The sequence below is a fragment of the Streptomyces sp. NPDC002104 genome, from assembly GCF_053593795.1.
On the sequence record NZ_JBSFDF010000018.1, the window covers coordinates 15,001 to 39,361 of the forward strand.

Here is a 24,361-nt window from a genome sequence, read left to right on the forward strand (position 1 = left end):
GCTAGGGCTTGGGGCGGGGCAGCCGATTGCCAGTTCTGCCTCTCGGACATACGTTTGGGGCAGAATCTGCCAAGGAGTGACCCGTGGACGCAGTGGATCTGCAGATCATCAGGGAATTGCAGGCCGACGGGCGCCTGTCGAACCAGGATCTGGCCGACCGCGTCCGGCTCTCCCCGTCGCCCTGCCTGCGCCGGGTCCGGCGCCTGGAGGAAGCGGGCCTCATCCGCGGCTACACCGCCATGGTCGACCAGGTCGCCTTCGGGCTCCCGGTCACCGTGTTCGTCCGGATCCGCCTCGAACGCCACACGGCGGAAGCGGTGCGGCTGTTCGAGGAGCACGTCGCGGTCATCGAGCACATCCAGGACTGCTACCTGATGGCGGGCAGCAGTGACTACCTGCTCCGCGTCGTCATCGAGGACCTCGAAGCCTACGAAGCCCTGGTGCGCCACCGGATCCACGCCATCCCCGGGATCGCCTCGATCGAGTCGAGCTTCGCGTACGGCAGCGTCAAGCAGTCCCGGACGTACCCGCGGCCCGCCCCGGGCCCTTCGAGGCGATCACCGGCTTCCTGAGCCGGTCGGGCCGCCCCCTCAGGCGTCCACCGCTGCCGCGAAGGCCGCGTAGGCGCGCTCGTCGAAGAGGACGAACCGCACCTCCTCCACCCCGGTCCGGGCCGCCCGTACGGTTTCCACCGCGATCCGCGCCCCGTCGTCCATCGGCCAGCCGTAGATGCCGGTGGAGATCGCGGGGAAGGCGACCGTACGGGCTCCCAGCTCGTCGGCGACCCGCAGCGACTCCCGGTAGCAGGAGGCCAGCAGTTCCGAGCGGTCCTCCTCGCGCGACCAGACCGGTCCGACCGTGTGGATCACGTGCTCCGCCGGGAGCCTGCCGGCCGTGGTGGCGACGGCGCGGCCCGTCGGCAGGCCCTTGCCGTAGTGGGAGCGCCGCAGGTCCTCGCAGGCCGCGAGGATCTCCGGGCCTCCGCGCCGGTGGATGGCCCCGTCGACCCCGCCGCCGCCGAGGAGCGAGGAGTTCGCGGCGTTGACCACCGCGTCGGCCTCCTCGGCGGTGATGTCGCCCTGGACGAGCGTGATGCGCGGCATCGGATTCCCTTCTCGTATCTCGCGGGACGGTACGCGGCTCGGGCCGGGCAGGGGTACCGGCGCAGCCGGCCGGCGAACGGTACGAGGCCTACCGCGACGGGCCGAGGAAACGTCGAAGCTCCCTCGCTTCGGGGCGGCTTGGGGAACCCGAACCGCCCCGCGCCGCATGCCCCTACCCGGCCTCGCCGTCGCCGTCCTCCAGGCGGGCGGCGAGGCGAGCCAGGGCCGGCAGGGCCGCGCGGAGCGCCTCGCGGTCGGCGTCAGGCAGGGCCGTCAGCGCCTGTTCCAGGCGGCGTTCGTGGGCGCGGGTCCAGGAGGCCAGCCGCAGCCGGCCGGCGTCGGTGGCGCTGACGGCCGCGGCGCGCCGGTCCTCGCTGTCCACCGCGCGGGTCACCAGCCCGTTCGTGGCCATCGTGGCGACGAGTCCGCTCACCGTGGACTGGGCGAGGCGCTGGCGGGCGGCGAGTTCGCTGACGCGGACCGGGGAGTGCTCGACGCAGACCTGGAGGAGTTCCACCTGGGCCATGGGGAGCTGCTCCCAGGGGTACTCCGTACGGATCGAGGCGCGCAGTGCGCGGCGCAGGCGGGTGACGGCGGCGGTCAGCTCCCGGGCGTCGGGGGAGCCCGCGCCGGGCCGCGCGTCGGAGGCGCCGGGCGTGCCCGGCATGGGTGCCATACGGACCACGCTACTCGCGCTGCGCCGCCGCGGCCGGGGACGGCACGGCTCCCGGGGCCCTCCCGGCCCCTTTCCCAGGCCCCCTCCCAGGCCCCCTCCCGGGCCCCCTCCCGGACCCAGCGGCGGCCATGGCGAGGGCCGCGGCCAGCAGGATCAGCACGGCGAGGCGCCCGCCGCCGGCGCCCGTGTGCAGGGCCAGGGTGACGAGGGCGACGCCGATCGCGGTACCGAGCCCGCGGGCCATGTTGATCAGGCCGCCGCCGGTGCCCGGAGCCTCCTCGGGCACCGCCCGCATCACGAGGGCGTTGTTGGCGGGGGCGAACAGGCCGAGGCCCAGGCCGAGTACGCCGAGCGCGCAGCCGAGCGGTACGGGCGCGGGCGCCACGAGGAGCGGTGCGGCCAGGGCGCAGCCCGTCAGCGCGGCTCCGTACCGGCAGCGCGCCCGGTCGGTGACGGAGGCGGGCAGGGCCCGGTCGCCGCCCACCGCGACGAGCGCGAACCCGGCGGGCAGGGCGGTGAGGACCGTTCCGGCGACGAGCACGCCGTGCCCGGACCCGAGGAGCAGTACGGGCACCAGCACCAGGGGGCCGAACAGGACGAGGTATCCGCACAGCGCCGCCACGAGCCCGCCCCGGATCCCGGGGATCCGCAGCAGCGCCGGGTCGATCAGGGGCGCCGGGGCGCGCCGCTCCTGGCGGACGAGTGCGGCGGTGGCCGCGAGGGCGACCGCGCCGGCGGCCGGCCCCGTCCCGCCGGGCACGTGGAGCCCCGACAGGGAGCTGAGCGCGACCAGCAGGGCGGCGGTGGCGGTGGCGAGCCACAGGACCCCGGCCCGGTCGAAGCGGCGTACGGGAGCCCGGTCGCGGGTGCGCGGGAGCAGGTAGTGCCCGGCGGCCAGGGCGATCAGCCCGACGGGCACGTTGATCCAGTAGGTCCAGCGCCAGCCGGGCCCGGCCACGAGCGCGGCGCCGACGGTGGGGCCGAGCGCCAGTCCGAGGGCCTGGGCGGCGGCCTGTACGCCGAGCGCGGTCCGCAGCCGGGCGGCGGGCGTGCCGGTCTTCACCAGGGCGACGCTGTTGGCCTGGAGCATGGCCGCGCCCACGGCCTGGACCACCCGGAACCCGATGAGGGCGAGGAGGGTCGGGGCGAAGCCGCAGGCCGCGGAAGCCGCGGTGAAGAGCGCGAAGCCGTAGAGGTAGGAGAGTTTGCGGCCGTGGGCGTCGGAGAGCCGGCCCACGGGCACCAACAGGGCCACGAGGGTGAGCAGATAGGCCAGCGAGACCCATTCGACGCCCGCGAGGGGGACCCCGAAATCGGCCCGTACCCCGGGATAGGTCATGGTCACGATGCTGGCGTCGAGCTGGCCCATGAAGGCGCCGAAGCAGACGGTGGCCACCGCCGGCCGCCAGGCGCCGGGGCGCGAGCGCACCCAGGCGGGCCGGGCCCGCTCCCGCAGGAGGAGGGCGGGCAGGGCGGACACGGACGGGAACGGGAACGGGAACGACATGCGCGGGGGCTCCTTCCGGCCCGGCCCCCACCTTCCGAGATTACATCGAACACCGATGCATCTCCGCCGGAAAGGAAAACCCCCGGAAAGAAAAGACGGAAGGACCCGGACCGCACGGGACGAAAGACCGCGAGGCCCGTCACACAAGGGCGGTCCCGGGAATCCCGGAGGGAATTCTTTGCCAATTTTCCCGGCATTTTTGCGCCTCTATACTTAGCGCCGCTTTATTCGTTCTCCGTTTACCCGGGAGGCCGGTCCGGCCGGTCCTGCGAGCCTAAGGTTCAGACGTTCCCACTCCACTCGCAGAGACGCGCACTCATGGACTCCTCCACGACGCTCATCGCGATCACCATCGCGGTGGCCCTGCTCTTCGACTTCACCAACGGGTTCCACGACACGGCGAACGCCGTGGCCACCGCCATCGCCACCGGCGCGCTGCGCCCCAAGGTCGCCGTGGCCCTGTCGGCGGTGTGCAATCTCGCGGGTGCCTTCGTCTCGGTGGCGGTCGCCAAGACGATTTCCGGGGGGATCATCGACGAGCACGCCGGAATACGTCCGCCGGTGATCCTCGCGGCCCTGACGGGGGCCATTCTGTGGAATCTGGTGACCTGGCTCCTCGGAATTCCCAGCAGTTCCTCGCACGCCCTCGTGGGCGGGCTGATCGGCGCCACCGTCGCCTCGGTGGGATTCCAGGGGGTCAACGGGATGGCCGTGGTCGGCAAGATCCTCGTCCCCGCCGCACTGTCTCCGCTGATCGGCGGACTCGTGGCGTACGCGGCCACGCGCACGGCCGGCCGGCTGGGCGGAGCAGTGCGCGGCCCGGACGGCGCGGGAGCCGGTACGGGAGCGGGCTCCAGTACGGGAGCGGGTGCGGGGAGCGGCCGCGGTGCCCGCGCCGGGCAGGTGCTCGCGGCCGCCCTGGTGTCCCTGGCGCACGGCACGGGCGACGGGCAGAAGACCATGGGCGTGATCACGCTGACGCTGGTCACGGCGGGCTCCCTGCCCGCCGGATCCGGGCCCCCGCTGTGGGTCGTCGTCGCCGCGGGGCTCACGATGGCGCTGGGCACCTACACGGGCGGCTGGCGCATCATCCGCACGCTCGGCACGGGCCTGACCCGGCTCGGCCCGCGGCAGGGCTGCACGGCCCAGACGAGCGCGGCGGCCGTCCTGCTGACCGCCTCCCACCTGGGCTTCGCGGTGTCGACCACGCACGCCGTCACCGGCAGCGTCTCCGGAGCCGGACTCGCGACCCCGGGCGGGGTCCTGAGCCGCACGACCGTGCGGGCCATGCTCGTGTCCTGGGTCCTGACACTGCCCGCGGCGGGGCTCGTGGCCGCCCTGGCGGTCCTGCTCACGGAGCGGGGCGCCTGGGGGCAGGACACCACGGCCGCCCTGCTGCTGTGCGCGACCCTCGCGTTCTGGGCCCGGTCCCGCCGTACGGCCGTCACCGCACGGAGCGTCGCGCCGGAGACGGCCGCGGCCCCTGCCCCTACCCCCGCCCCCGCCCCCGCCCCCGCCGGCATCAGCGCCTGAGCCCGGCTCCGCATCGTGTGACGTAAGGTCCCCAAAGTGAAGGTATCGGGCAAGACGTCGGCGGCGGACGGCCTGCGGTCCCGGATGACCGCCGGCTTCGGTGACGGAAGCATGGTCGTGCGCGCCGCGATCGCGGCGGGACTCTCCTGGTGGATCGCCGCCGTGCTGCTGCACTCCGATTCGGCCTCGCTCGCCCCCGTCGGCGCCGTGCTGGCCGCACAGACCACGCCCTTCGCCACCGCGCGCAAGAGCCTGCAGCGGGCGGCCGGCATCCTGTTCGGCTTCCTGCTCGGCGTAACGGCCACCGCCACCATCGGGACGAACACGGTGAGCGTCTTCCTCGTGGTCCTCGTCGGCATGTACGCGGGACGCGCGATGAACCTCGGTTCGCAGATGCACCAGATCGCCATCACCGGGGTGCTCGTGATGGGCGCCGCCACCAGCTTCGGGTACGGGGCCTCGCGGCTGGAGGACAACGTCATCGGGGTGCTCGTCGGCACGTGCATCGGGCTCGCGCTGCCCGCTCCCGGATTCACCCGCCGGGCGGGCGAGGAACTGGCCCGGCTGAACCGGCAGATGGCCGCGCTGCTGACCGAGATCGCCCGGGGCCTGGCCGAGGAGGACTGGGCCGCGCGCACCGGGGACTGGGTCCGGCGGGCCCGCTCGCTGTCCAAGGAGCTCGACACGGTGCGCCAGGCCGTCCGCGAGGCCGAGGACGCGATCCGCTGGCGGCCGCGCGGCCGGCTCGCGCGGCCCCGTCTGGACCGGCTCGCCGAGGCCACCCAGTGCCTGGACCACGTCGGGCATCAGGTCCGGGGGATCACCCGCGGCCTGTACAACCTGACCTTCCGCGAAGGCCGCCCGCCCGCCCTGCACTGGGCGCAGCACGACGCGCACCTGCTGCCCCTGCGGGCCGACGCCCCGGCCGGGCTGGACGGGGTGCTGGCCTCGCTCGCCGCGATGCTGGGCGACCTGGCCGACGTACACGTACGGGAGGACGCTCCCCCGCCCGAAGTACGGGCCCGCCTGGCGGGGCTGCTGGGCGAGGCCGAGACCGGCTTCCTGCGGACCGCGCTGGCGCAGTCCCCCGCCTACGCGGACTGGCGGGTCCTGTGCACCGCCGGGATCCTGGAGGACGCCCGGAAGATGCTCCACGAACTCGACCCTTCGATCGGCCCCCACAAGGCCGCTTTCGGGTAGCCGCGGACGCCGGCTGATCGCGAACCGTCTCCAGGCGCCCCTACGCGCCCTTCGCCCGCAGGTGGCGCCAGACGGCCTTGGCCGCGTTGTGGCCCGACATGCCGTGCACTCCGGGGCCGGGCGGGGTGGCCGAGGAGCACAGGAACACCGCCGGGTGCGGCGTGTTGTACGGGGACAGGGTGAGCCTGGGGCGCAGCAGGAGCTGGAGCCCGGAGGCGGCTCCGCAGGCGATGTCGCCGCCGACGTAGTTCGGGTTGCGGGCGGCGAGCTGCGGCGGGCCGGCCGTGGCGCGGGCGAGCACCAGATCGCGGAACCCGGGTGCGAAGCGCTCCAGTTGGCGTTCGACGGCTTCGGTGAGGTCGCCGCCCCAGCCCGCCGGTACGTGCCCGTACACCCAGAAGGTGTGCTTGCCCTCGGGCGCCCGGCCCGGGTCGGCCAGGCTGGGCTGGGCGGCGATCAGGAAGGGGGTGCGCGGGACCCGCCCGCCGGAGGCCAGTTGCAGGGCCGCGTCGATGTCGCGGGTGCGCGGACCGATCTGGACGGTGCCGGCCCGGCGCGGCTCCTCGGCGGTCCAGGGGACGGGGCCGTCCAAGGCGTAGTCCAGCTTGAACACGGAGGCCCCGTAGCGGTAGCCGTCGTACACCCGGCCCAGGCCGGCGATGCGGGCCAGCGCGGTCGGGGAGGTGTCGAAGACGTACGCCCGGGCCGGCGGCAGGTCGTCGAGCCGCTTGACCTCGAACCCGGTGTGCACGGTTCCGCCGAGGTCGCGCAGGTATCCGGCGAGGGCGTCGGAGACCGACTGCGAGCCGCCGCGCGGCATCGGCCAGCCGTTCGCGTGGGCGGCGAGGGCGAAGACCAGGCCGACGGCGCTGGTCGCGATCCCGCCGAGCGGGGCGATGACGTGCGCGACGAGACCGGCGAACAGGGCGCGGGCACGGTCGTCGCGGAAGCGGCTCAGCAGCCAGGTGGAGGGCGGCAGCCCGGCCAGCCCGAAGCGGGCGAGGGTGAGCGGGTCACGGGGCAGCGCGGTGTCCGGCAGCGACATGAAGTCGCGGGCCAGGGTGTCCCACTTGCCGAGGAACGGCTCCACCAGCCGCCGGTACGTGCCCGCGTCGCGCGGCCCGAAGGACGCGGCCGTCTGCGCGACGGAGCGGGAGAGCACGGCCGCGGTGCCGTCGTCGAAGGGGTGCGCCATGGGCAGCGGGGCGTGCAGCCACTCCAGCCCGTACCGCTCGAGGGGCATGGTGGAGAAGACCGGGGAGCCGGCGCCGAGCGGGTGCACCGCGGAGCAGGGGTCGTGCCGGAAGCCGGGGAGGGTGAGCTCCTCGGTCCGGGCCCCGCCGCCGACGGTGTCCGCGGCTTCGAAGACGGCCACGGAGAAGCCGCGCCGGGCCAGTTCAACGGCGGCCGTCAGCCCGTTGGGCCCGGCCCCCACCACGACCGCATCGAGGATCGACGGCACTTGCGACTCCTTCGTCCGGCGGCGGCACCGCCCCCAGGGTATTGCGCCTGTCCATGGGCGGCTTCGCGATCCGCGCCCACTCCGTTCGCCCTGGGCTCAGCCCGCGGGTCCGGCCGGGTGCCGGGCGCGGGCCGGGCCCGTGCGTCACACGCCCCGCAGCAGCTCCCGGATCCGTATGGCCGTGGCCTCGTCGCGGCCGACCGCGAACGGCAGGGCGTTGTCGCGGTCCACCCGGAAGGGGACCCCGTCGACGGTGCTCTGGGCACCGCCCGCCTCGGCGACCAGCAGCAGCCCGGCCGCGTGGTCCCATGCGGAGGGCCAGTTGAAGGCCAGGCCGTCCATTTCCCCCCGGGCGACCTTCAGGTACTCCAGGCCCGCGGAACCGCAGGCCCGCGAGGTCACCCCGGGTACGTCGAGGCGCGCCAGGACGCGCCGTTCCTCCTCGGTGGTGTACAGCGGGTGCGCGGTCGCGACCCGCAGCTCGGCGCCGGGCCGCGGCGAACCGCTCAGGATCCGCTCGCCGTTGACGTACGCGCCCTGTCCGCGCACGGCGGTGGCCATCTCCTCCAGCGCCGGGGCGAAGGTCCAGGAGGCGAGGAGCTCCCCGCGGTGCGCGAGCGCGACCAGGGTGCAGAACGCCGCCTCCCCGTGCACGAACTGCCGGGTCCCGTCGACGGGGTCGACGATCCACACCGGGGCGTCGCCGCGCAGCGCCCCGTACACCCCGGGGTCGGCGTGCACCGCCTCCTCGCCCACCACCGCGGAGCCGGGCAGCAGCCGGGTCAGGGCCGCCGTGAGGTACTCCTCGGCCTTGCGGTCGGCGTCGGTCACCAGGTCGTGCGGGCCGCTCTTCTGGTCCACCTCGTGGTCCGCGAGCTGGCGGAATCTCGGCATGATCTCGATCGCCGCCGCCTTGCGCACGGCTTCGTCGACGTCGGGCAGGTTCCGGGCGAGGAATTCATCGATCATGCCTCCAGCAAAGCACGCCCGGCTGACAAACCCCACCGCCGGACCCGGCGGGCGGCAGGCCCCCGGGTGGACCGCGGGTGAACGCCTCCCCGGGGGGAGAGAGGGGACGGAGACACGGGTGGATACGGTCCGGCACCGGTCGGCAGCGGGCGGTGAGGGCAGGGGCGGGCGGTGAGGGCCGGCGAGAGTGGGGAGGGCGGGGCGGGCGGGGGCCGGTGGGGCGCGGGACAGGTGCGGACCGGTCCGCGGGGACCGGAACCCGGTCCGCCTCCTGGTGGGTTCCGGCCGCCCGTGCTACACCGGCCGGGCCCGGCCCTCCCCCCTCCCCCACACCACCGTCTGGGAGCCCTCATGCGCCGCCCCGCCCCCTCCTCCCGCACCCTCCTCCCGCTCCCCCTGCGCCGCGCAGCAGCCCTGCTCGCGACCGCCGCCACCGCCGCGGCCGTGCTCGTGGTCACCGCGCCCGCCGCCCCCGTGGGCGCCGCGTCCGTCCTGCCCTCGCTGCCCGCGCCGAACGCGGCCGGGCTGACCCTGCGCACCTGGTCGGTGGCCGCGGGACAGAGTGAACGCATGGGCGACGCCTCCGTGACCTCCGCCGCCGTCTTCGCCGCGCACGGCGGCACCCCCTCGATCGATCCGGTCCAGGTGCCGGTGCGGGTACGCGTCCTGCTGCCGGAGGACTACCAGCGGGACCCGGCGCACCCCTACCCCGTGCTGTACCTGCTGCACGGGGGCACGGGCGACGTGGAGCAGTGGTCGAAGACCGACGAGGGCAATGTCACGGCGAACCTGAAGGACTCCGCCTTCAAGGGCATCGTCGTGATGCCGGAGGGCGGCAAGGCCGGCTGGTACAGCGACTGGCCCGGGCACACGGACGGCTTCTTCGCCCCGCAGTGGGAGACCTTCCACATCCAGCAGCTGGTCCCGTGGATCGACGCCAACTTCAACACCGTGCGAGCGGCCTCCGGGCGCGCGATCGCCGGCGTCTCGATGGGCGGCTACGGGGCCCTGCGCTACGCCGGCCGCCACCCGGAGCTGTTCTCCGCCGTCGGCGCCTTCTCCCCCGGTACGGACATCTACGACCCGGGCGCGCAGAGCATCATCGCCAACTCCACCTGGACGGTGGGGGCTTCGATCCTGTGGACCGGCCTGTTCGACGGGACGTTCCGGGTGACCGGCGACACCCCGTACCGGATGGCCACGGTCTTCGGCCCGCCGAGCACCTGGCCGGGGCAGAACCCGGTCAACCTGGCGCTCGACGGCAAGTACGCCTCGTACGGCGGGAAGTTGGCCCTGTACGCGGGGGGCACGGGCGGTACGGGGGAGAAGGAGATCGGCGCGATGACCGCGGCGCTCCACCAGGACCTGAAGGACCGCGCGGTCACCCACCGCTACTGCCGGGGCGCGGGCGACCACGCGTGGCCCTACTGGGGCCCGGAGCTCAAGGACTTCGTGGCCTACGCCTACGGCCCCGCCCCGCAGGCCCCGAGCACACCTGCCGTCTCTCCCCCCTCTGCCCCCTGCCCCAACGGCTGGGGGCCGGAGACGCCGTAACCCTCCGTGACAGGCCCGCCGGGACCGGCCGTCTAGTGCGCGAAGTCGCCGCCGGTGAGGGACTCCGGGCCCTGGTCGCCCTGGTCGCCCTGGAGGTACTGCGGGCCCTGCGCGCCGAGCGTCCCGACGGTGCCGTGCGGTGCCACGGTGCTGTGGTTGTCCGCGAGGGCCGGGCCCGCGCCCAGCACGGCCAGGGCGAAAGCGGCCGTGGCGGTGGCGGCGGCCATGGCGGCGGCTCTGGTGTTCATGGTGGTCCCCCCGGGTCCGGCCGGCCGCTGGTCGGGCCGGCTCGGAATCAGGCTGTCAGGCCCGCCCGGAGTCCTGCAACAGCATCGGGACGATCCGGTCAGCACGCCGCGGCGGCGAGCTCCTCCCGGAGCGAGCGCCCCGCCGTGCGGTGCCCGGCGGCCGCGGCCGGGTCCGTGCCGTCGAGGAGGGCCGCGATCCCCTCGTGCGCCAGCGCCTCCTCGTGCCGGCAGCCGAGCGCGGGGGCCAGCTCCAGCGTCCGCCGGTGCAGCCGCAGGGCCTCCTCGGGCAGTCCGGCGAGCCGGCAGGTCTCGGCGTAGCCGCCCAGGAAGCGGACCTTCCAGTGCTCCTCGAACAGCTCGTCCAGCAGCGCGAACGCCTCGCGGTGGCTGGCCAGGGCCTCGTCGTACCGGCCCATCCGGCGCAGCGCGACGCCCAGGCAGTTGAGGGACCACGCCTCGTTGTTCACGTGCCCGTCCTCGCGGGCCAGGGCCAGCGCCCGGCGCAGGTGCTGCGACGCCTCCTCGGGCCGCTCCTGCGCGATGGCCACGCCGAGGGTGATGCGGGCCGTCAGGGCGGGCGGCCACGCCGGGTCCGGGTGGGACACCTCCAGCACGTCGTGGGCCCGGCGCGCGGCTTCCTCGTGCTCTCCCAGCTGGAGCAGCGCCCAGGCCTCCGCGGCGGCCGCGTGCGCCGCGCCCGCCGGGAGGCCGGCTTCGCCGTACAGCTTCCCCGCCAGCCGGAACAGTGCGAGCGGCTCCCCGGCGCTCCCCCGGTCCCAGCTCAGATAGCCGCGGCGCAGGGCCAGTTCGGCTTCCGAGCGGACGTCCCCCGCCTGGGCCGCCCGTACCCCGGCCGCCTCGTACGCGGTCTCGGCCTCGGCCATCCGGCCCGCGTTGTAGCGCGCGAAGCCCAGGTCGCTGTAGGCCTCCGCCAGGCGCAGCGGGTCTCCCAGGCGTTCGGCGGCGGCCAGTGAGCGTTCGAAGAGGTGGTTGAGGTGGGTCGTACCGCAGCGCCGTGCGAAGTACGCCCGCAGGAACCGCGGCAGCTCGCACACGTGCGCGTCCGCCCCGACGGCGACGGCCGTCTCGAAGGCGGCGATCATCGTCTCGTACTCCGAGGCGAGCCAGGCGCAGGCCGCGTGCTTGTCGGTGAACCGCGGCAGCGCGGCCGGGGGCAGGCCCGCCGAGGGCGGCCGTCCCGGCGAGAGCACCGGCATCGCGGCGTCGGCCGCGGCGGCCGCGTGCACGAAGTAGTCGAGGAAACGGCCCAGCGCACGCTCCCGTTCGGCCGGGGAGTCCTGCCGCGCCCAGGCGCCCCGTGCGTGCTGGTGCACCAGGTCGTGCAGCCGGTAGCGGCCCGCCGTCGGCTGCTGGACCAGGTGCGCGTCGACCAGGTCCTCCAGCATCTCCCGGGCGTCGCGCAGCGGTACGTCCGCCAGCGCCGCGGCCGCGTACGCGTCGAAGGAGCCGCCGGGCAGCAGACCCAGGGTCCGGAACAACCGGGCCTGGCCCCGGTCGAGTTGGCGTACGGACATGGCGAAGGCGGTGTCGAACTCGCTCGCACCCTCCGCGAGCCGCTCCACGAGGATGCCCACCGTCCAGCCCGGCCGGTGCCGCAGCCGGGCCGCGGCCAGCCGCAGGGCCAGCGGCAGGTGGCCGCACAGCCGCAGCACCTCGGCGGCGGCATCCGGTTCGCGGGCGAGGCGGCCCTCGGGGCCGCCGGAGTCCCCGCTGGCCCGGGCGAGCAGTTCGGCGCTCTCCAGCGGGCCGAGCACCTCCAGCGACACCGGGGGCACCTCGTCCAGTCCCACCAGCCGGTTGCGGCTCGTGATCAGCACGACGGAATCGCCGGCGCCGGGCAGCAGCGGGCGGACCTGCTCCGCGTCGGCCGCGTTGTCGATGACCACGAGGGCGCGCCGGCCCGCCAGTTCGGCGCGCCAGCAGGCCGCCAGCTGTTCGAGGCCCTCCTGCGGCACCCTCTCGGACGGCACGTCGAGCGCCCCGAGCAGCATCCGCAGCGCCGAGTCGGGATCGAGGGGGTCCCGGCCCTCGGTGAATCCGTGCAGGTCCACGTAGAGCTGGGCGTCCGGGTAGTCGGCGGCCAGCCGGTGCGCGGCGTGCACCGCGAGGCAGGTCTTGCCCACGCCCGCCATGCCGTCGACGGCGACGCCCCGGTGACTGGCCACCGCGTCGAGTACGGCAGCGAGTTGGGCCTCGCGTCCGGTGAAGTCGGCGGCGTCGCGCGGCAGATCGTTACGGGGCCTCGGCTGGACCTGCCGGCTGGCCTTCGGGGGCGCCGGCAGCGGGTTGGAGGCCCCCCGCTCCCAGAGGGGGCGCAGCGGGCGGGGGTCGCGTTTGACCCGTCGGCAGAGGGCGACCACCGCGGTCCAGGGCGGCGCCGTCCGGCCGCTCAGGTAGCGCGAGAGCGAGGAGGAGCTCAGTCCCACGTCCCGCGCGAGGGCCCGTACGCCCAGCCCGGACAGCTCCTGGAGCGCACGCAGCCGTGCGGCCAGCTCGTCCTGCGGGTCGGCCCCGGCCGTCCGCCGTTCCATGTCCACGGTTCCCCCCGTATCCCTGTCCCGCCGCGCCCGAATTATCCGGGGCCGCATCTTCGCTGGTCAAGGATGTTCCGCCTGTCCCAGGGTGTCCCACCGGCATCGCCGCCGCGGGCCGCTGCGGCTGTTATGGAGTCACACCCCGAGGGGGGAACCGGAAGGCCGGGAAACCGGAGGACCGGAACACCGGAAGACCAGCAGAGGAGCACACCGAGATGCAGTCCCGCATGAAGAACCCCGCCGTCGTCCTGTCCGGCGCGATGCAGCCCATCCAGGAGATCTTCAAGGCCGTGCACACCGGCGGGGTGGACGGGCAGACGCTGGAGCTGGTGCACCTGCGGGTGAGCCAGATCAACAACTGCAGCTCCTGCGTCGACAGCGGCGCCAAGGCGGCCCGCAAGGCCGGGGTGAGCGAGGAGCGGCTGGCCACGGTCGCCGTCTGGCGCGAGACCCCGTACTTCACCGAGGAGGAGCGGGCGGCCCTGCTGCTGGCCGAGGCCGCGACCCGGCTGGCCGACCGTCCCGACGCGGTGAGCGACGAGGTCTGGGACACGGCCGCCACCTACTTCGACGAGAAGCAGCTCGCCGCGCTCGTCCTGATGATCGGCGTCACGAACCTCTTCAACCGGCTCAACGCCACGACCCGCCAGATCGCCGGCGCCTGGGGCTGACGGGCCCGGCCCGCCCGGGCCGCCCCGGCCCCCACTGGTTGGACGGCCCAGCCCGGCACACCGGCACACCGTCACGCCGACTCCCAGACTCCCCAACTCCCCGCCTCCCCGACTCCCGTGAGGAACACCGCCATGGCCACCACCCGCAAGCCCGCGCAGAGCACGTTCGACGGATTCACGGACGAGGAGCGCTCCGCGATGAAGGAGCACGCCAAGGAACTGAAGGCGGCGTCCGCACGCCGGGGATCACGCGCCGACAAGGCGGCGGAGGAGGAAGCCGCCGTGGTCGCGAAGATCGCCGACATGCAGGACTCCGACCGGGTCATGGCGGAGCGGATCCACGCCGTCGTCAAGGCGAGCGCGCCCGGCCTCGCGCCGAAGCTCTGGTACGGGATGCCCGCGTACGCCCGGGACGGCAAGGTGGTCTGCTTCTTCCAGAGCGCCGAGAAGTTCAAGGCGCGCTACGCGACGCTCGGCTTCAGCGATCAGGCGCACCTCGACGAGGGCTCCATGTGGCCGACCTCCTTCGCGCTGCCGCGGCTCACGGCGGCGGACGAGGCCCTGATCGCCACGCTGGTGCAGAACGCGGCACACTGAGGTCCGGCCTGCCGACCACCGGCAACGACTCAGGAGACCGATCGATCGTGCTCACGCCCCATGTCCTCACGATCGGTGCGCCGTTCCCGTCCGCCGTGCAACCGCCCCCGCCGGCCGCCTCCACGGCCGTGTGGCTGGTCGACACCGACGACCGGGACCGCGCGGCCGCCCGGCTGGCCCAGGAGGTCCTCGACCCGGCCGAGCAGCAGCGGGCGGCCGCCTTCAAACGCGAGGAGGACCGGCGGCGCTACGTCGCCTCGCACGTGGCGCTGCGGGTGCTGCTCGGGTCCCGGCTGGACCTTCCCCCGGGCCGCGTACGGATCACCCGCGCGCCGTGCCCCTCCTGCGGCGGCCCCCACGGCCGGCCGGTGTCCGGGGACGGGCCCGTCCACTTCTCCCTGTCGCACAGCGGCCGGCTCGCGCTGATCGCCCTGGGCCCGGTGCCGGTGGGGGCCGATGTGGAGACGCTGCCCGCGGCATCGGCCGTGGCCGAGCTCGCCGGGCAGCTGCACCCGCGGGAGGCCGCGGAGCTGGAGGCCCTGGCCCCGGAGGAGCGGCCCGCGGCCTTCGGCCGGGTCTGGGTCCGCAAGGAGGCGTACCTCAAGGGCCTGGGCATCGGGCTGGCCCGGGGCCTGGCCCTCGACTACGTGGGCACCGGCGACACCCCGTCGATGGGTCCGCAGGGCTGGTCCCTGACGAACGTGGCCGTCCCCCCGGGCTTCACGGCGGCGGTCGCGGAGGCACCGGCGGAAGCGGAGGCGCAGGCGGAGACCGTGCCGGGGACGGTTTCGACGGGCCGGTGAGCGCCGGGGCGACGGCCTACCGCAGGAGGTCCAGGGCGGCACGCAGGTCGTCGGCGGCCAGGGCGGTGAGGGGCGCCCGCTCCTGTGGGTCGTAGCCGCGGGGGACGCCTTCGATGAGGACGGTCAGGGCCAGGTAGGCGCGGTACATCGCGATCCGGCGGCGCTCGTCGGGCGTGAGCGGGGCGGGGCGGTAGCCGGCCAGGAAGGCCGGGTCCCGGGCGATGTCGTCGAAGAGCGCGGTGGAGACGAGGTCGGCGAGCGGATCGCCCCAGAAGGAGCGTTCGCCGTCGAGGATGCCGGTGATCTCCAGCCGTCCGTCCCGTTCCGCGAGCAGGATGTTGCCCTCCCACAGGTCGAAGTGGACCAGCGAGGGGGCCGTCACCCGGTCGAGGAGCCGGCCCCGGGTGCGTACGAGGCGGAGGACCTCGTCGGGGTCGACGGGCAGTGGGGGCCTGAAGCGGCGGGCGTCCGCGCAGACGTCGGCCAGCATGCCCTCGAAGGCGGTCCGCCAGCTCGCCGCGGCGCCGGCCGGCGGATTCCCGTACGGGTAGCCGAAGGAGGAACCCCTCACCCGGTGGAGCGCGCGGAGGAGACGGCCCAGGTCGGTGCGGAGCCTGGTCTGGTCCTCGGCGCCGATGCCGGGGCGCAGCCGGTTCCAGGGTTCGCCGTGCAGGCGGGTCATCAGGAGGTAGTCGCCGTCGACGGCGGTCCGGTCGAAGCCGGCGGCCATGACTCCGGGCACGGGCAGGCCCGGTACGGCCGCGGCGCGACGGTAGAACTCGGCCTCCGTGCGCATCAGTTGGTGCTCGTAGGTCATGAGGGGGGTGCCGCTGGGGGGCCCGACCTTGAGTACGGCCGTGGTCCGCCGCCCGCCGGGTGGTGCGGACAGGGTGAGCAGGTGGACGGAGTTGAAGGTGCCGCCCGCCAGTTCCCGGCTCTCCAGCACCCTGGTGCCGGGGCCCCGGGCGTGGGCGGCGGCGCGCGCGATCTGCTCGTCGGTCGGCGTCCGCTTCATCGCGCGTGTCCTCCGCTCGGCGGGCGGTCCGTCGCCCTCGGCCTCGTTCGCGGCCTCGTTCTCGGCCTTGTCCTCCGGAACGGATCGCATCGCACGGGAGAGCGCTCTCCCTTGGCGGGAACCTAGCGCCCGCCCATGGGCGAGGTCAAGAAACCGGCGGTCAACTCGTAGGAGGAAAGGGCGAGTTTTCCCGGTACGGGACACACATCGGCCGCGCGGACCGTGGCTGGATTCCGCGAGGTTGCGCCAAGGCGTTCCCTCACGGGGTGGGCTGAGCTAGCTTCTGTCCTCAACTCCCCCACCCCCCTCTCCCTCCCCATCCCAGCCCCGGGCGGACCGTTATGAGTCGTTCCATCGCGTTGCGCGATGTCAGCAAGAGATACGGGCGCGATTCCCTCGCCGTCGAGCGCGTCTCCCTCACCGTCGAGCCGGGCGAGTTCCTGGTTCTGCTGGGGCCTTCGGGCTGCGGCAAGTCCACCGTCCTGCGGATGATCGCGGGGCTGGAGGAGATCACCGAGGGCGCGCTGTTCCTCGACGGCGAGTACGCCAACCACATGCCGCCGAGCCAGCGGGACATCGCGATGGTGTTCCAGAGCTTCGCGCTGTATCCGAACATGACGGGCCGCGCCAACATCGGTTTCCCGCTCAAGCTGCGCGACCCCCGCGGGGACCACGAGCCCCAAGTGGAGGCAACGGCCCGGATGCTGGGCATCGAGGACCTCCTCGACCGCTTCCCCGGGCAGCTCTCCGGCGGCGAGCGCCAGCGGGTCGCGATGGGCCGGGCCATCTCCCGCCGGCCGTCGGTGTTCCTGATGGACGAGCCCCTCTCCAGCCTGGACTCGAAGCTGCGCGGCCACCTGCGGGCGGAAATCGCCCGGCTGACCGCCGAGTTGGGCGTCACCACGGTCTACGTCACGCACGACCAGTCGGAGGCCATGTCGCTGGGGCACCGGGTGGCGGTCATGCGCGGCGGCGTCCTCCAGCAGGTCAGCTCACCGCGGGACACCTACGCCCTGCCGGCGAACGTGTTCGTGGCGGCGTTCATCGGCACGCCCCGCATCAGCCTCCTCCAGGCCGTCGTCCACGCGCCGCTGGGCGCGGGCATGTGGATCGATCTGGGGCGCCACCGGCTCGCCCTTCCCCAACCCCTGAGCACCGACCACCAGTTGCTGCGGATCCAGCAGGGCCGTCCGGTCATCGTCGGCCTGCGCTCGGAGGCCGTCAGGATCGCCCCGCCGAGCCAGGCGCGGCCGGGCGAGGTGGCGATGACGGGCATCGTCGAGCACGTCGAGTACCAGGGGCACGAGGCCCTGGTCCACGTGGACACCGGCTCGCGCCCCGCGGGGGTGGCGGAGCTGGAGTCGGCGCGGCACCCGGCCGCGCCCCGACGCCGGCTCCGGCGGCAGCAGCAGAGCGGCCTCGGCAAGCTCAGGGACCGGGCCGTGGGACGGCTGTCGGGGGCGGGGCCGGGGTCCGTCGCGGTCCTGGACGCGCAGCCGGAATCCGCGTACGGGCCCGACGCGGGCGCCGCTCCCGAACGGCTGGGGGCGGTGCGCAGCGACCTCGTCGTGCGCACGGGACCGCACGTCCGGGTCCGGGTGGGCGCCCAGATCCCGCTGCTGGTCGATCTCGCGCAGCTGTACGTCTTCGACCACGCGGGGCGCCGGGTGTCCCCCGCCGGTGACGGGCTGGCGCCCCTGGAGCGGTAGCGCGCCCGCCTCGGGAGCGCAGGCGCCCCGGCCCGCCCCTATCTGAGGCGGGTGGGCCGGGGGCTCGCCTTGCGCGGGCTCAGTACGCGGCTCCGTGGGCGGGCTCCCTGCGGGGGCTCCGTGCGTAGGCTCGGTCCGTGCGCTCAGTGTGCGGCCCGCTCCTGCAGCGTGGTGCGCCAGGCCGGCAACGGCTCCTCGCGTTCGGGTTCCGAGCGGTGGCCGCCGCGGGCGAAGAAGTCGGCGAGCGGCAGGATGCCCGCGCCGACGGTGACGGCGTCGGGGCCGAAGGTGCCCAGGTCGACGCGGACGTTGGCCGCCGGGTACGACAGGGCGTAGGAGGTGGCGTAGGACCGTACGGAGTCCAGGAAGCGGGTGCCGAGCTGCAGGCCGGCCCAGCCGCCGACGAGGATGCGTTCGGGCTGGAACAGGTTGATCAGGTCGGAGAAGCCCGCCCCGAGGTACTCGGCGGTCTCCTCCAGGACGGCCAGGGCCGTCGCGTCGGCCTGCGGGGTGGCGCCGTCCTCGCCCGGTGAGGGGTAGGCCGCGGCGAGCATCGCGGTCAGGGCGGTCTCCTCGTCGGCGTCGGCCGGCGGGCACCCGCCGGCCTCCGCCCAGCGTTCCAGGAGGGCTTCCGCGCCCGCGTACGCCTCCAGGCAGCCCTGAGCGCCGCAGCGGCAGCGGCGGCCGCGGACGCGCACGGTCAGGTGGCCCCACTCGATGGCGCGGCCGGTGCGGGTGTCGTCGCTGACCACGCAGGCGCCGACGCCGGAGCCGAAGAGCACGACGACGGCGTTGTGCGCCCCGCGTCCGGCGCCGAACCACATCTCGGCCTGGCCGAGGGTCTTGGCCCCGTTGTCGATGTAGTACGGGACGGTTTCGGGCAGCAGGTGGGAGTCGCGGAGCATCCGCTCCAGGGGAACCGCGTCCCAGCCGATGGTCTGGCCGTGGACGACGGCGCCGTCCGCGGTCCTGGCCACGATGCCGGGCACGCCGATGCCGACGCCGAGGAGCCGCTCGGGTGCGATGCCGGCCGCGGTCAGGACCTCGGCGATGCCCTCGCGCAGGTGCCTCACGACGACGGCGACGTCGTAGCGGTCGATGCGGCGGGGTCCCGCCGCCTCCAGGGGGCGCTCCACGCGTGCGAGTTCGGTCAGGGTCAGGTCGAAGAGCTCGATGCGGATGCGGGTCTCGCCCACGTCCACGCCGATCATGTAGCCGCTGTCCGGGCTGACGCGGAGCAGGGTCCGGGGGCGCCCGCCGGCGGACTCGACGCTCCCGGCCTCCTCCACCAGGCCGTCCGTGACCAGCTCCGCGACCACGTTGCTGATCGACCCGGAGCTCAGCCCCGTGGCGGGACCCAGGGAGAAGCGGCTCAGGGGACCGTCGAAATACAACCGTTGCAATACGGCGGTCCGGTTCTCCCGCCGCAGGTCACGCACTGTCCGGCCGCTGCGTACTCGCACTCTGTCCCCTGTCATCGATGCCCGTACCTGCAAGATACCTGCGTGAACGCTCTTGACGAGTCCTTCGCTTGAGGTTTAACTCACATCCTAAATTAAGCCATGTGGTTTTGGGGGCTGACCGCGGAACGTCCGCCCCCCACCCCGCAGTCGGCATCCCGTTCCTTCCTGAAAGGCCCATGGAGCCATGCGCAGAATCAGAGTCGCAGCGGTAGGCGCCGTCACCCTCTCCCTCGTCCTCGGGGCGGCCGCCTGTGGTGGCGGTGGCTCCACCGACGGGAGCGGGTCCAACGAGCAGCCGAAGACGCTGACCTACTGGGCCTCCAACCAGGGATCGAGCCTGGAGGTCGACAAGCAGGTCCTCCAGCCCGAGCTCGACAAGTTCGAGAAGCAGACCGGCATCAAGGTCAAGCTCGAGGTCGTGCCGTGGGGCGACCTGCTCAACCGCATCCTGACCGCGACCACCTCCGGCCAGGGCCCCGACGTCCTGAACATCGGCAACACCTGGAGCGCCTCGCTGCAGGCCAGCGGCGCGCTGCTGCCGTGGGACGCGAAGAACTTCGAGAAGATCGGCGGCAAGGACCGCTTCGTGGAGTCGGCGCTCGGCTCCACCGGCGTCCAGGGCCAGGACCCCGCGGCCGTACCGCTGTACTCCATGGCCTACGCCCTCTACTACAACAAGAAGGCGTTCGCGGACGCCGGCGTCACCAAGCCGCCGACCACCTGGGACGAGGTGATCGCCACCGGCAAGCAGCTGACCAAGGACGGCAAGGCCGGACTCGGCGTCGAGGGCTCCAACCTCTCCAACAACATCCACCAGGTCTTCGTCCTGGGCAAGCAGCACGGCGCGGACTTCTTCACCGCCGACGGCAAGGCCGACTTCACCTCCGACGGCGCGGTCAAGGCCGTGAAGCAGTACGTCGACCTGATGGCCGACGCGCAGATCGTCGCCAAGGGCAACGCCGAGTACTCCCAGAACCAGTCACTGAGCGACTTCGCCAAGGGCAAGACCGCCATGGTGCTGTGGCAGACCGCGTCGGCCACCTTCGCCGCGCAGGGCATGAAGGAGGACGAGTGGGGCGTGGTCCCCGCGCCCGTGCAGTCCGGTGCGCCGGGCACGGGAACGTCCACCAACTCCATGGTCGCCGGCATCAACATGGCCGTCTTCAAGAACACCAAGAACATCGACGGCGCCACGAAGTTCGTGAACTTCATGACCGGTGACGAGGAGCAGAAGGTCCTCAACAAGGCCTACGGCTCCATCCCGCCGGTCAAGTCCGCCCAGACGGACCCCGCGTTCAACACCCCCGGCCTGGCCGTCCTGCGCGACACGCTCGCCAAGAGCGCCTCCGCCCTCCCGCAGGTCCCCGAGGAGTCGCAGTTCGAGACGGTGGTGGGCACCGCGGTCAAGGAGCTCTTCGCCGACGCGGCGGCCGGCCGTCCGGTCACCGTGGAGTCGGTGAAGGCCAAGCTCGAGAAGGCCCAGCAGCAGATGCCCAAGAAGTAGGCACGGACACCTCATGACGACCACCGCACCCCCTCGCACGGGCAAGCGGACGGCAGGCAGGAACACCCCCGGAGCGGCGCCCCGCACGCGCCGCTCCGGGCGGCTGCGCCGCCTCTCCCTGCCGTACCTGCTCCTGCTCCCCGCGCTCGTCCTCGAACTCCTCGTCCACCTGATCCCGATGGTCATCGGCATCGTGGTCAGCTTCAAGGAGCTCACCCAGTTCTACCTCCGCGACTGGGGCAACGCGCCCTGGTCCGGCCTCGACAACTACGCGCTCACCGTCGACTTCGACGCACCGGTCGGCCAGGCACTGCTGAGCTCCTTCTTCACCACGTGCCTGTTCACCTTCTTCTCCGTGGGCCTGTGCTGGCTGATCGGCACGGCGGCCGCGATCTTCATGCAGGAGACGTTCAAGGGCCGCGGCATCCTGCGCACCATCTTCCTGGTGCCGTACGCGCTGCCCGTCTACGCCGCCGTCATCACCTGGGCGTTCATGTTCCAGCGCGACAACGGCCTGGTGAACCACGTCATCCACGACCAGCTCGGACTCACCGACAGCCCGACGTTCTGGCTCATCGGCGACAACGCCTTCGTCACCCTGCTGGTCGTCTCGGTCTGGAAGGGCTGGCCCTTCGCCTTCCTCATCATGATGGCGGGCCTGCAGAACATCCCCCGCGAGATCTACGAGGCCGCGGCCCTGGACGGGGCGGGCGTCTGGCAGCAGATCCGCCGCATCACGCTCCCGTCGCTGCGCCCGGTCAACCAGGTGCTGATCCTGGTGCTGTTCCTGTGGACGTTCAACGACTTCAACACGCCGTTCGTCCTGTTCGGGAAATCGGCGCCGGCCTCGGCCGACCTGATCTCCATCCACATCTACCAGTCCTCGTTCCAGACCTGGAACTTCGGCACCGGCTCCGCGATGTCCGTCCTGCTGCTGCTGTTCCTGCTCGTGGTGACCGGCCTCTACCTGCTGCTCACCTCCCGAGGAAGGAGCGCCACCGATGCCTAAGCACACCCAGGCGCTGCAGTCCCGGTCGCCCATGGCGCCGCCCAAGTCGTTCCTCGTGAGCCGGCTGGTCTTCCTGACGCTCCTCACCGGATTCGTCCTGCTGCCGGTGTACGTCATGATCTCCAGCTCGCTCAAGCCGCTGCAGGACGTGTCGGGGAAGTTCCAGTGGATCCCCTCGGGCCTCACGGTCCAGCCGTACTTCGACATCTGGAAGACCGTCCCCCTCGGCGACTACTTCATGAACTCGCTGATCGTGGCCGGTTCGGCGACCGTCTTCTCCGTCGTCATCGCGATCTTCGCGGCCTACGCCGTCAGCCGCTACTCCTTCAAGGGCAAGCGGGTCTTCACCGTCACGGTGCTGTCGACGCAGATGTTCCCCGGCATCCTCTTCCTGCTGCCGCTGTTCCTCATCTACGTCAACATCGGCAACGCCACCGGGATCGCGCTGTTCGGCTCGCGCGCCGGGCTGATCCTCACCTACCTGACGTTCTCGCTGCCGTTCTCGATCTGGATGCTCATCGGGTACTTCGACTCGGTCCCCCGGGACCTCGACGAGGCCGCCAAGGTCGACGGCTGCGGTCCGCTGGGCGCCCTCTTCCGCGTCATCGTGCCCGCCGCGATCCCCGGCATCGTCGCCGTCGCCGTCTACGCCTTCATGACGGCCTGGGGCGAGGTGCTGTTCGCCTCGGTGATGACCAACGACGCGACCCGCACCCTCGCGGTGGGCCTGCAGGGCTACTCGACCCAGAACGACGTGTACTGGAACCAGGTCATGGCCGCCTCCCTCGTCGTGAGCGTGCCCGTCGTCGGCGGCTTCCTCCTCCTCCAGCGCTACCTCGTCACCGGGCTGACCGCCGGCGCCGTCAAGTAGCCGGCATCCCTCCTCCCCTTGCTCTTCGAAAGGCTTGCTGTGTCGGATTCCATTGACCTCGGCGCCTTCCCCCAGGACTTCGCCTGGGGCACGGCCACTTCCGCGTACCAGATAGAGGGAGCCGTCAAGGAGGACGGCCGGGGGCCGTCCATCTGGGACACGTTCTCCCACACCCCGGGCAAGATCGACAACGGCGACACCGGTGACGAGGCCTGCGACCACTACCACCGGTGGCCCGAGGACATCGCCCTCATGAAGCAACTGGGCACCAACGCCTACCGCATGTCGATCGCCTGGCCGCGCATCGTCCCCGACGGCTCCGGACCGGTCAACGCCCGGGGCCTCGACTTCTACGACCGGGTGATCGACGGCCTCCTGGAAGCCGGTATCACCCCGTCGGTGACCCTCTACCACTGGGACCTCCCCCAGGCGCTGCAGGACCGCGGCGGCTGGACCGTCCGCGAGACCGCCGAGCACCTGGCCACCTACACCACGGCGGTCGCGGAGCGGCTCGGCGACCGCGTCACCCAGTGGGCCACCCTCAACGAACCGCTCTGCTCGGGCTGGATCGGCCACCTGGAAGGCCGCATGGCCCCCGGCCTCACCGATCTGACGGCCGCCGTACGCGCCTCCTACCACCTCCTGCTGGGCCACGGCCTGGCCACGCAGGCCCTGCGTGCCGCGGCACCCGGCGCGCAGATCGGCCTCGTCACCAACCACTCCACGGTGGTACCCGCCTCCGAGGACCGCGAGGACCTCGCCGCCGCCGTCCGCATGGACGGACACACCAACCGCTGGTGGCTCGACCCCGTATACGGACGCGGTTTCCCCACCGACATGCGCGAGCTGTACGGCGTGGAGCTGCCCGAGCGCCCCGGCGACCTGGAGACCATCGCCGCGCCCCTCGACTGGCACGGCCTGAACTACTACTTCCCCGCCACCGTCACCAACGACCCCGAGGGCCCGGTCCCCTTCGCCCGCGAGGTCCGCCTCCCGGACGTACCGCGCACCGGGCTGGACTGGCAGATCGACGCCGACGGCATCGAATCCCTGCTGCTGCGCCTCACCAACGACTACGGCGTGCGGAAGCTCTACGTCACCGAGAACGGCTCCGCGTTCCCCGACACCGTCGCCCCCGACGGCACGGTCGACGACCCCGGGCGCACCTCCTACCTCGAACAGCACCTGGCGGCCTGCGCCCGCGCCGCCCGCCAGGGCGCTCCGCTGGCCGGCTACTACGCCTGGTCCCTCCTCGACAACTTCGAATGGGCCTACGGCTACGACAAGCGCTTCGGCCTCGTCCACGTCGACTACGCGACCCAGAAGCGCACCATGAAGACCAGCGGCCACCGCTACGCGGACATCGTCCGCAGCCACGGCCGACGCGGCGCGTAGCGGGGCGGGCGGGGCCCCGATTCCGGCGCGGGCGGGGGCGGCGGGTGGCTGCGGGTGGCTGCGGGCCGGCGGGTCCTGTCGGGCCATCGGCCCGCGGGTGCCTGCGCGGCCTGCGGGCGGCTACGGCCCTGCGGCCTGCGGCCCGGCGGGTCCCTGCGATGCCTGCGGCCCACGGGTGCCTGCGCGGCCTGCGGGCGGATGCGACCTGCGGCCTGCGGGCCGGCGGGTCCCTGCGATGCCTGCGGGCCGACGGGTCCTGCGCGGCCTGAGGGTGGCTGCGGCCCTGCGGCCGGCGGGTCCTGCGGGTCGGCGGGTCGGCGGGTCGGCGGGTCGGCGGGTCGGCGGGTCGGCGGGTCGGCGGGTCGGCGGGTCGGCGGGTCGGCGGGTCGGCGGGTCGGCGGGTGCCTACGGTCCCGCGGCCTACGGTGCCTACGGCCCGGCGGGTCCTGTCGGGCCATCGGCCCGCAGCCACCACAGGCCGCAGGGCCGCAGACCGTCGGCGCCGCGGGCAAGGCGC

21 protein-coding genes are annotated in these 24,361 nt (G+C 73.4%); 12 read left to right on the forward strand and 9 right to left on the reverse strand.

Annotated elements, in window-relative coordinates:
• Nucleotides 1–83 precede the first annotated feature (83 nt).
• Nucleotides 84–572, forward strand: a complete 489-nt coding sequence (locus ACWCP2_RS17460) for an Lrp/AsnC family transcriptional regulator (RefSeq protein WP_450909458.1) — start codon at nt 84–86, stop codon at nt 570–572.
• Nucleotides 573–590: 18 nt separating this feature from the next.
• Here the strand turns inward: ACWCP2_RS17460 and ACWCP2_RS17465 are convergent, their stop codons facing one another.
• The 3 genes from ACWCP2_RS17465 to ACWCP2_RS17475 all read right to left on the reverse strand — a co-directional run bounded on the left by ACWCP2_RS17465 (nt 591) and on the right by ACWCP2_RS17475 (nt 3,286).
• On the reverse strand, nt 591–1,103 hold the full coding sequence (locus ACWCP2_RS17465; protein ID WP_450909459.1) for an O-acetyl-ADP-ribose deacetylase: 513 nt from the start codon (nt 1,101–1,103) through the stop codon (nt 591–593).
• 172 nt (nt 1,104–1,275) lie between these two features.
• Complete coding sequence (locus ACWCP2_RS17470) at nt 1,276–1,779, reverse strand: MarR family winged helix-turn-helix transcriptional regulator (protein ID WP_450909460.1); 504 nt, start codon at nt 1,777–1,779, stop codon at nt 1,276–1,278.
• 10 nt (nt 1,780–1,789) lie between these two features.
• Complete coding sequence (locus ACWCP2_RS17475) at nt 1,790–3,286, reverse strand: MFS transporter (protein WP_450909461.1); 1,497 nt, start codon at nt 3,284–3,286, stop codon at nt 1,790–1,792.
• A gap of 318 nt (nt 3,287–3,604) precedes the next feature.
• Between ACWCP2_RS17475 and ACWCP2_RS17480 the strand changes: the two genes are divergently transcribed.
• Together ACWCP2_RS17480 and ACWCP2_RS17485 are read left to right on the forward strand one after the other, a co-directional pair.
• Entirely contained in the window at nt 3,605–4,819 is a 1,215-nt protein-coding gene (locus tag ACWCP2_RS17480; protein WP_450909462.1) for an anion permease, read from the forward strand.
• Nucleotides 4,820–4,855: 36 nt separating this feature from the next.
• Nucleotides 4,856–6,019 carry an FUSC family protein gene (locus ACWCP2_RS17485; RefSeq protein ID WP_450909463.1) on the forward strand — a complete coding sequence of 388 codons (1,164 nt, stop codon included), beginning with the start codon at nt 4,856–4,858 and terminating at the stop codon, nt 6,017–6,019.
• A 40-nt stretch (nt 6,020–6,059) separates the two neighbouring features.
• Here the strand turns inward: ACWCP2_RS17485 and ACWCP2_RS17490 are convergent, their stop codons facing one another.
• Nucleotides 6,060–7,481, reverse strand: a complete 1,422-nt coding sequence (locus ACWCP2_RS17490) for a phytoene desaturase family protein (protein WP_450909464.1) — start codon at nt 7,479–7,481, stop codon at nt 6,060–6,062.
• Nucleotides 7,482–7,625: 144 nt separating this feature from the next.
• Entirely contained in the window at nt 7,626–8,450 is an 825-nt protein-coding gene (locus tag ACWCP2_RS17495) for an inositol monophosphatase family protein (RefSeq protein ID WP_450909465.1), read from the reverse strand.
• Between the two features lie 351 nt (nt 8,451–8,801).
• On the opposite strand from ACWCP2_RS17495, the gene ACWCP2_RS17500 reads away from it, so the two are divergent.
• Entirely contained in the window at nt 8,802–10,004 is a 1,203-nt protein-coding gene (locus ACWCP2_RS17500) for an alpha/beta hydrolase (protein ID WP_450909466.1), read from the forward strand.
• 32 nt (nt 10,005–10,036) lie between these two features.
• Here ACWCP2_RS17500 and ACWCP2_RS17505 read toward each other — a convergent pair whose 3' ends face one another.
• Complete coding sequence (locus ACWCP2_RS17505) at nt 10,037–10,252, reverse strand: hypothetical protein (protein ID WP_450909467.1); 216 nt, start codon at nt 10,250–10,252, stop codon at nt 10,037–10,039.
• 98 nt (nt 10,253–10,350) lie between these two features.
• Entirely contained in the window at nt 10,351–12,804 is a 2,454-nt protein-coding gene (locus ACWCP2_RS17510; RefSeq protein ID WP_450909468.1) for an ATP-binding protein, read from the reverse strand.
• Between the two features lie 218 nt (nt 12,805–13,022).
• Between ACWCP2_RS17510 and ACWCP2_RS17515 the strand changes: the two genes are divergently transcribed.
• The 3 genes from ACWCP2_RS17515 (at nt 13,023) to ACWCP2_RS17525 (ending at nt 14,878) form a co-directional block, all read left to right on the forward strand.
• Nucleotides 13,023–13,478, forward strand: a complete 456-nt coding sequence (locus tag ACWCP2_RS17515; RefSeq protein WP_450909469.1) for a carboxymuconolactone decarboxylase family protein — start codon at nt 13,023–13,025, stop codon at nt 13,476–13,478.
• A gap of 132 nt (nt 13,479–13,610) precedes the next feature.
• Nucleotides 13,611–14,075, forward strand: coding sequence for an iron chaperone (locus tag ACWCP2_RS17520; protein ID WP_450909470.1), 465 nt, complete (start codon nt 13,611–13,613; stop codon nt 14,073–14,075).
• A 47-nt stretch (nt 14,076–14,122) separates the two neighbouring features.
• The gene (locus ACWCP2_RS17525) at nt 14,123–14,878 is read left to right on the forward strand and encodes a 4'-phosphopantetheinyl transferase family protein (protein ID WP_450909471.1); all 756 of its coding nucleotides are present in this window, start codon (nt 14,123–14,125) and stop codon (nt 14,876–14,878) included.
• Between the two features lie 16 nt (nt 14,879–14,894).
• Here the strand turns inward: ACWCP2_RS17525 and ACWCP2_RS17530 are convergent, their stop codons facing one another.
• Complete coding sequence (locus ACWCP2_RS17530) at nt 14,895–15,983, reverse strand: phosphotransferase family protein (RefSeq protein ID WP_450909472.1); 1,089 nt, start codon at nt 15,981–15,983, stop codon at nt 14,895–14,897.
• 251 nt (nt 15,984–16,234) lie between these two features.
• Between ACWCP2_RS17530 and ACWCP2_RS17535 the strand changes: the two genes are divergently transcribed.
• The gene (locus tag ACWCP2_RS17535) at nt 16,235–17,602 is read left to right on the forward strand and encodes an ABC transporter ATP-binding protein (RefSeq protein ID WP_450909473.1); all 1,368 of its coding nucleotides are present in this window, start codon (nt 16,235–16,237) and stop codon (nt 17,600–17,602) included.
• 143 nt (nt 17,603–17,745) lie between these two features.
• Here ACWCP2_RS17535 and ACWCP2_RS17540 read toward each other — a convergent pair whose 3' ends face one another.
• Nucleotides 17,746–19,065, reverse strand: a complete 1,320-nt coding sequence (locus ACWCP2_RS17540) for an ROK family protein (protein ID WP_450909474.1) — start codon at nt 19,063–19,065, stop codon at nt 17,746–17,748.
• 184 nt (nt 19,066–19,249) lie between these two features.
• Between ACWCP2_RS17540 and ACWCP2_RS17545 the strand changes: the two genes are divergently transcribed.
• From ACWCP2_RS17545 to ACWCP2_RS17560, 4 genes are read left to right on the forward strand one after another with little or no spacing between them, the layout of a single operon-like run.
• Nucleotides 19,250–20,569 (forward strand): ABC transporter substrate-binding protein, encoded by a 1,320-nt coding sequence (locus ACWCP2_RS17545; RefSeq protein ID WP_450909475.1) that lies wholly within the window; start codon nt 19,250–19,252, stop codon nt 20,567–20,569.
• Between the two features lie 13 nt (nt 20,570–20,582).
• Nucleotides 20,583–21,578, forward strand: coding sequence for a carbohydrate ABC transporter permease (locus tag ACWCP2_RS17550; RefSeq protein ID WP_450909476.1), 996 nt, complete (start codon nt 20,583–20,585; stop codon nt 21,576–21,578).
• Between the two features lie 31 nt (nt 21,579–21,609).
• A complete protein-coding gene (locus ACWCP2_RS17555) occupies nt 21,610–22,449 on the forward strand; it encodes a carbohydrate ABC transporter permease (protein WP_450909553.1) in 840 nt (279 codons plus the stop codon).
• Nucleotides 22,450–22,488: 39 nt separating this feature from the next.
• On the forward strand, nt 22,489–23,844 hold the full coding sequence (locus tag ACWCP2_RS17560) for a GH1 family beta-glucosidase (RefSeq protein WP_450909477.1): 1,356 nt from the start codon (nt 22,489–22,491) through the stop codon (nt 23,842–23,844).
• The last annotated feature ends 517 nt before the right edge of the window (nt 23,845–24,361 follow it).

Excerpts from the sequence above, each read along its gene's own strand:
- ACWCP2_RS17495 (WP_450909465.1), bottom strand. The coding sequence starts at position 8,450 with ATGATCGATGAATTCCTCGCCCGGAACCTGCCCGACGTCGACGAAGCC.
- ACWCP2_RS17555 (WP_450909553.1), top strand. The coding sequence starts at position 21,610 with ATGGCGCCGCCCAAGTCGTTCCTCGTGAGCCGGCTGGTCTTCCTGACG.
- ACWCP2_RS17550 (WP_450909476.1), top strand. The coding sequence starts at position 20,583 with ATGACGACCACCGCACCCCCTCGCACGGGCAAGCGGACGGCAGGCAGG.
- ACWCP2_RS17510 (WP_450909468.1), bottom strand. The coding sequence starts at position 12,804 with ATGGAACGGCGGACGGCCGGGGCCGACCCGCAGGACGAGCTGGCCGCA.
- ACWCP2_RS17535 (WP_450909473.1), top strand. The coding sequence starts at position 16,235 with ATGAGTCGTTCCATCGCGTTGCGCGATGTCAGCAAGAGATACGGGCGC.
- ACWCP2_RS17470 (WP_450909460.1), bottom strand. The coding sequence starts at position 1,779 with ATGGCACCCATGCCGGGCACGCCCGGCGCCTCCGACGCGCGGCCCGGC.
- ACWCP2_RS17500 (WP_450909466.1), top strand. The coding sequence starts at position 8,802 with ATGCGCCGCCCCGCCCCCTCCTCCCGCACCCTCCTCCCGCTCCCCCTG.
- ACWCP2_RS17530 (WP_450909472.1), bottom strand. The coding sequence starts at position 15,983 with ATGCGATCCGTTCCGGAGGACAAGGCCGAGAACGAGGCCGCGAACGAG.
- ACWCP2_RS17520 (WP_450909470.1), top strand. The coding sequence starts at position 13,611 with ATGGCCACCACCCGCAAGCCCGCGCAGAGCACGTTCGACGGATTCACG.
- ACWCP2_RS17515 (WP_450909469.1), top strand. The coding sequence starts at position 13,023 with ATGCAGTCCCGCATGAAGAACCCCGCCGTCGTCCTGTCCGGCGCGATG.
- ACWCP2_RS17475 (WP_450909461.1), bottom strand. The coding sequence starts at position 3,286 with ATGTCGTTCCCGTTCCCGTTCCCGTCCGTGTCCGCCCTGCCCGCCCTC.
- ACWCP2_RS17505 (WP_450909467.1), bottom strand. The coding sequence starts at position 10,252 with ATGAACACCAGAGCCGCCGCCATGGCCGCCGCCACCGCCACGGCCGCT.
- ACWCP2_RS17545 (WP_450909475.1), top strand. The coding sequence starts at position 19,250 with ATGCGCAGAATCAGAGTCGCAGCGGTAGGCGCCGTCACCCTCTCCCTC.
- ACWCP2_RS17480 (WP_450909462.1), top strand. The coding sequence starts at position 3,605 with ATGGACTCCTCCACGACGCTCATCGCGATCACCATCGCGGTGGCCCTG.
- ACWCP2_RS17465 (WP_450909459.1), bottom strand. The coding sequence starts at position 1,103 with ATGCCGCGCATCACGCTCGTCCAGGGCGACATCACCGCCGAGGAGGCC.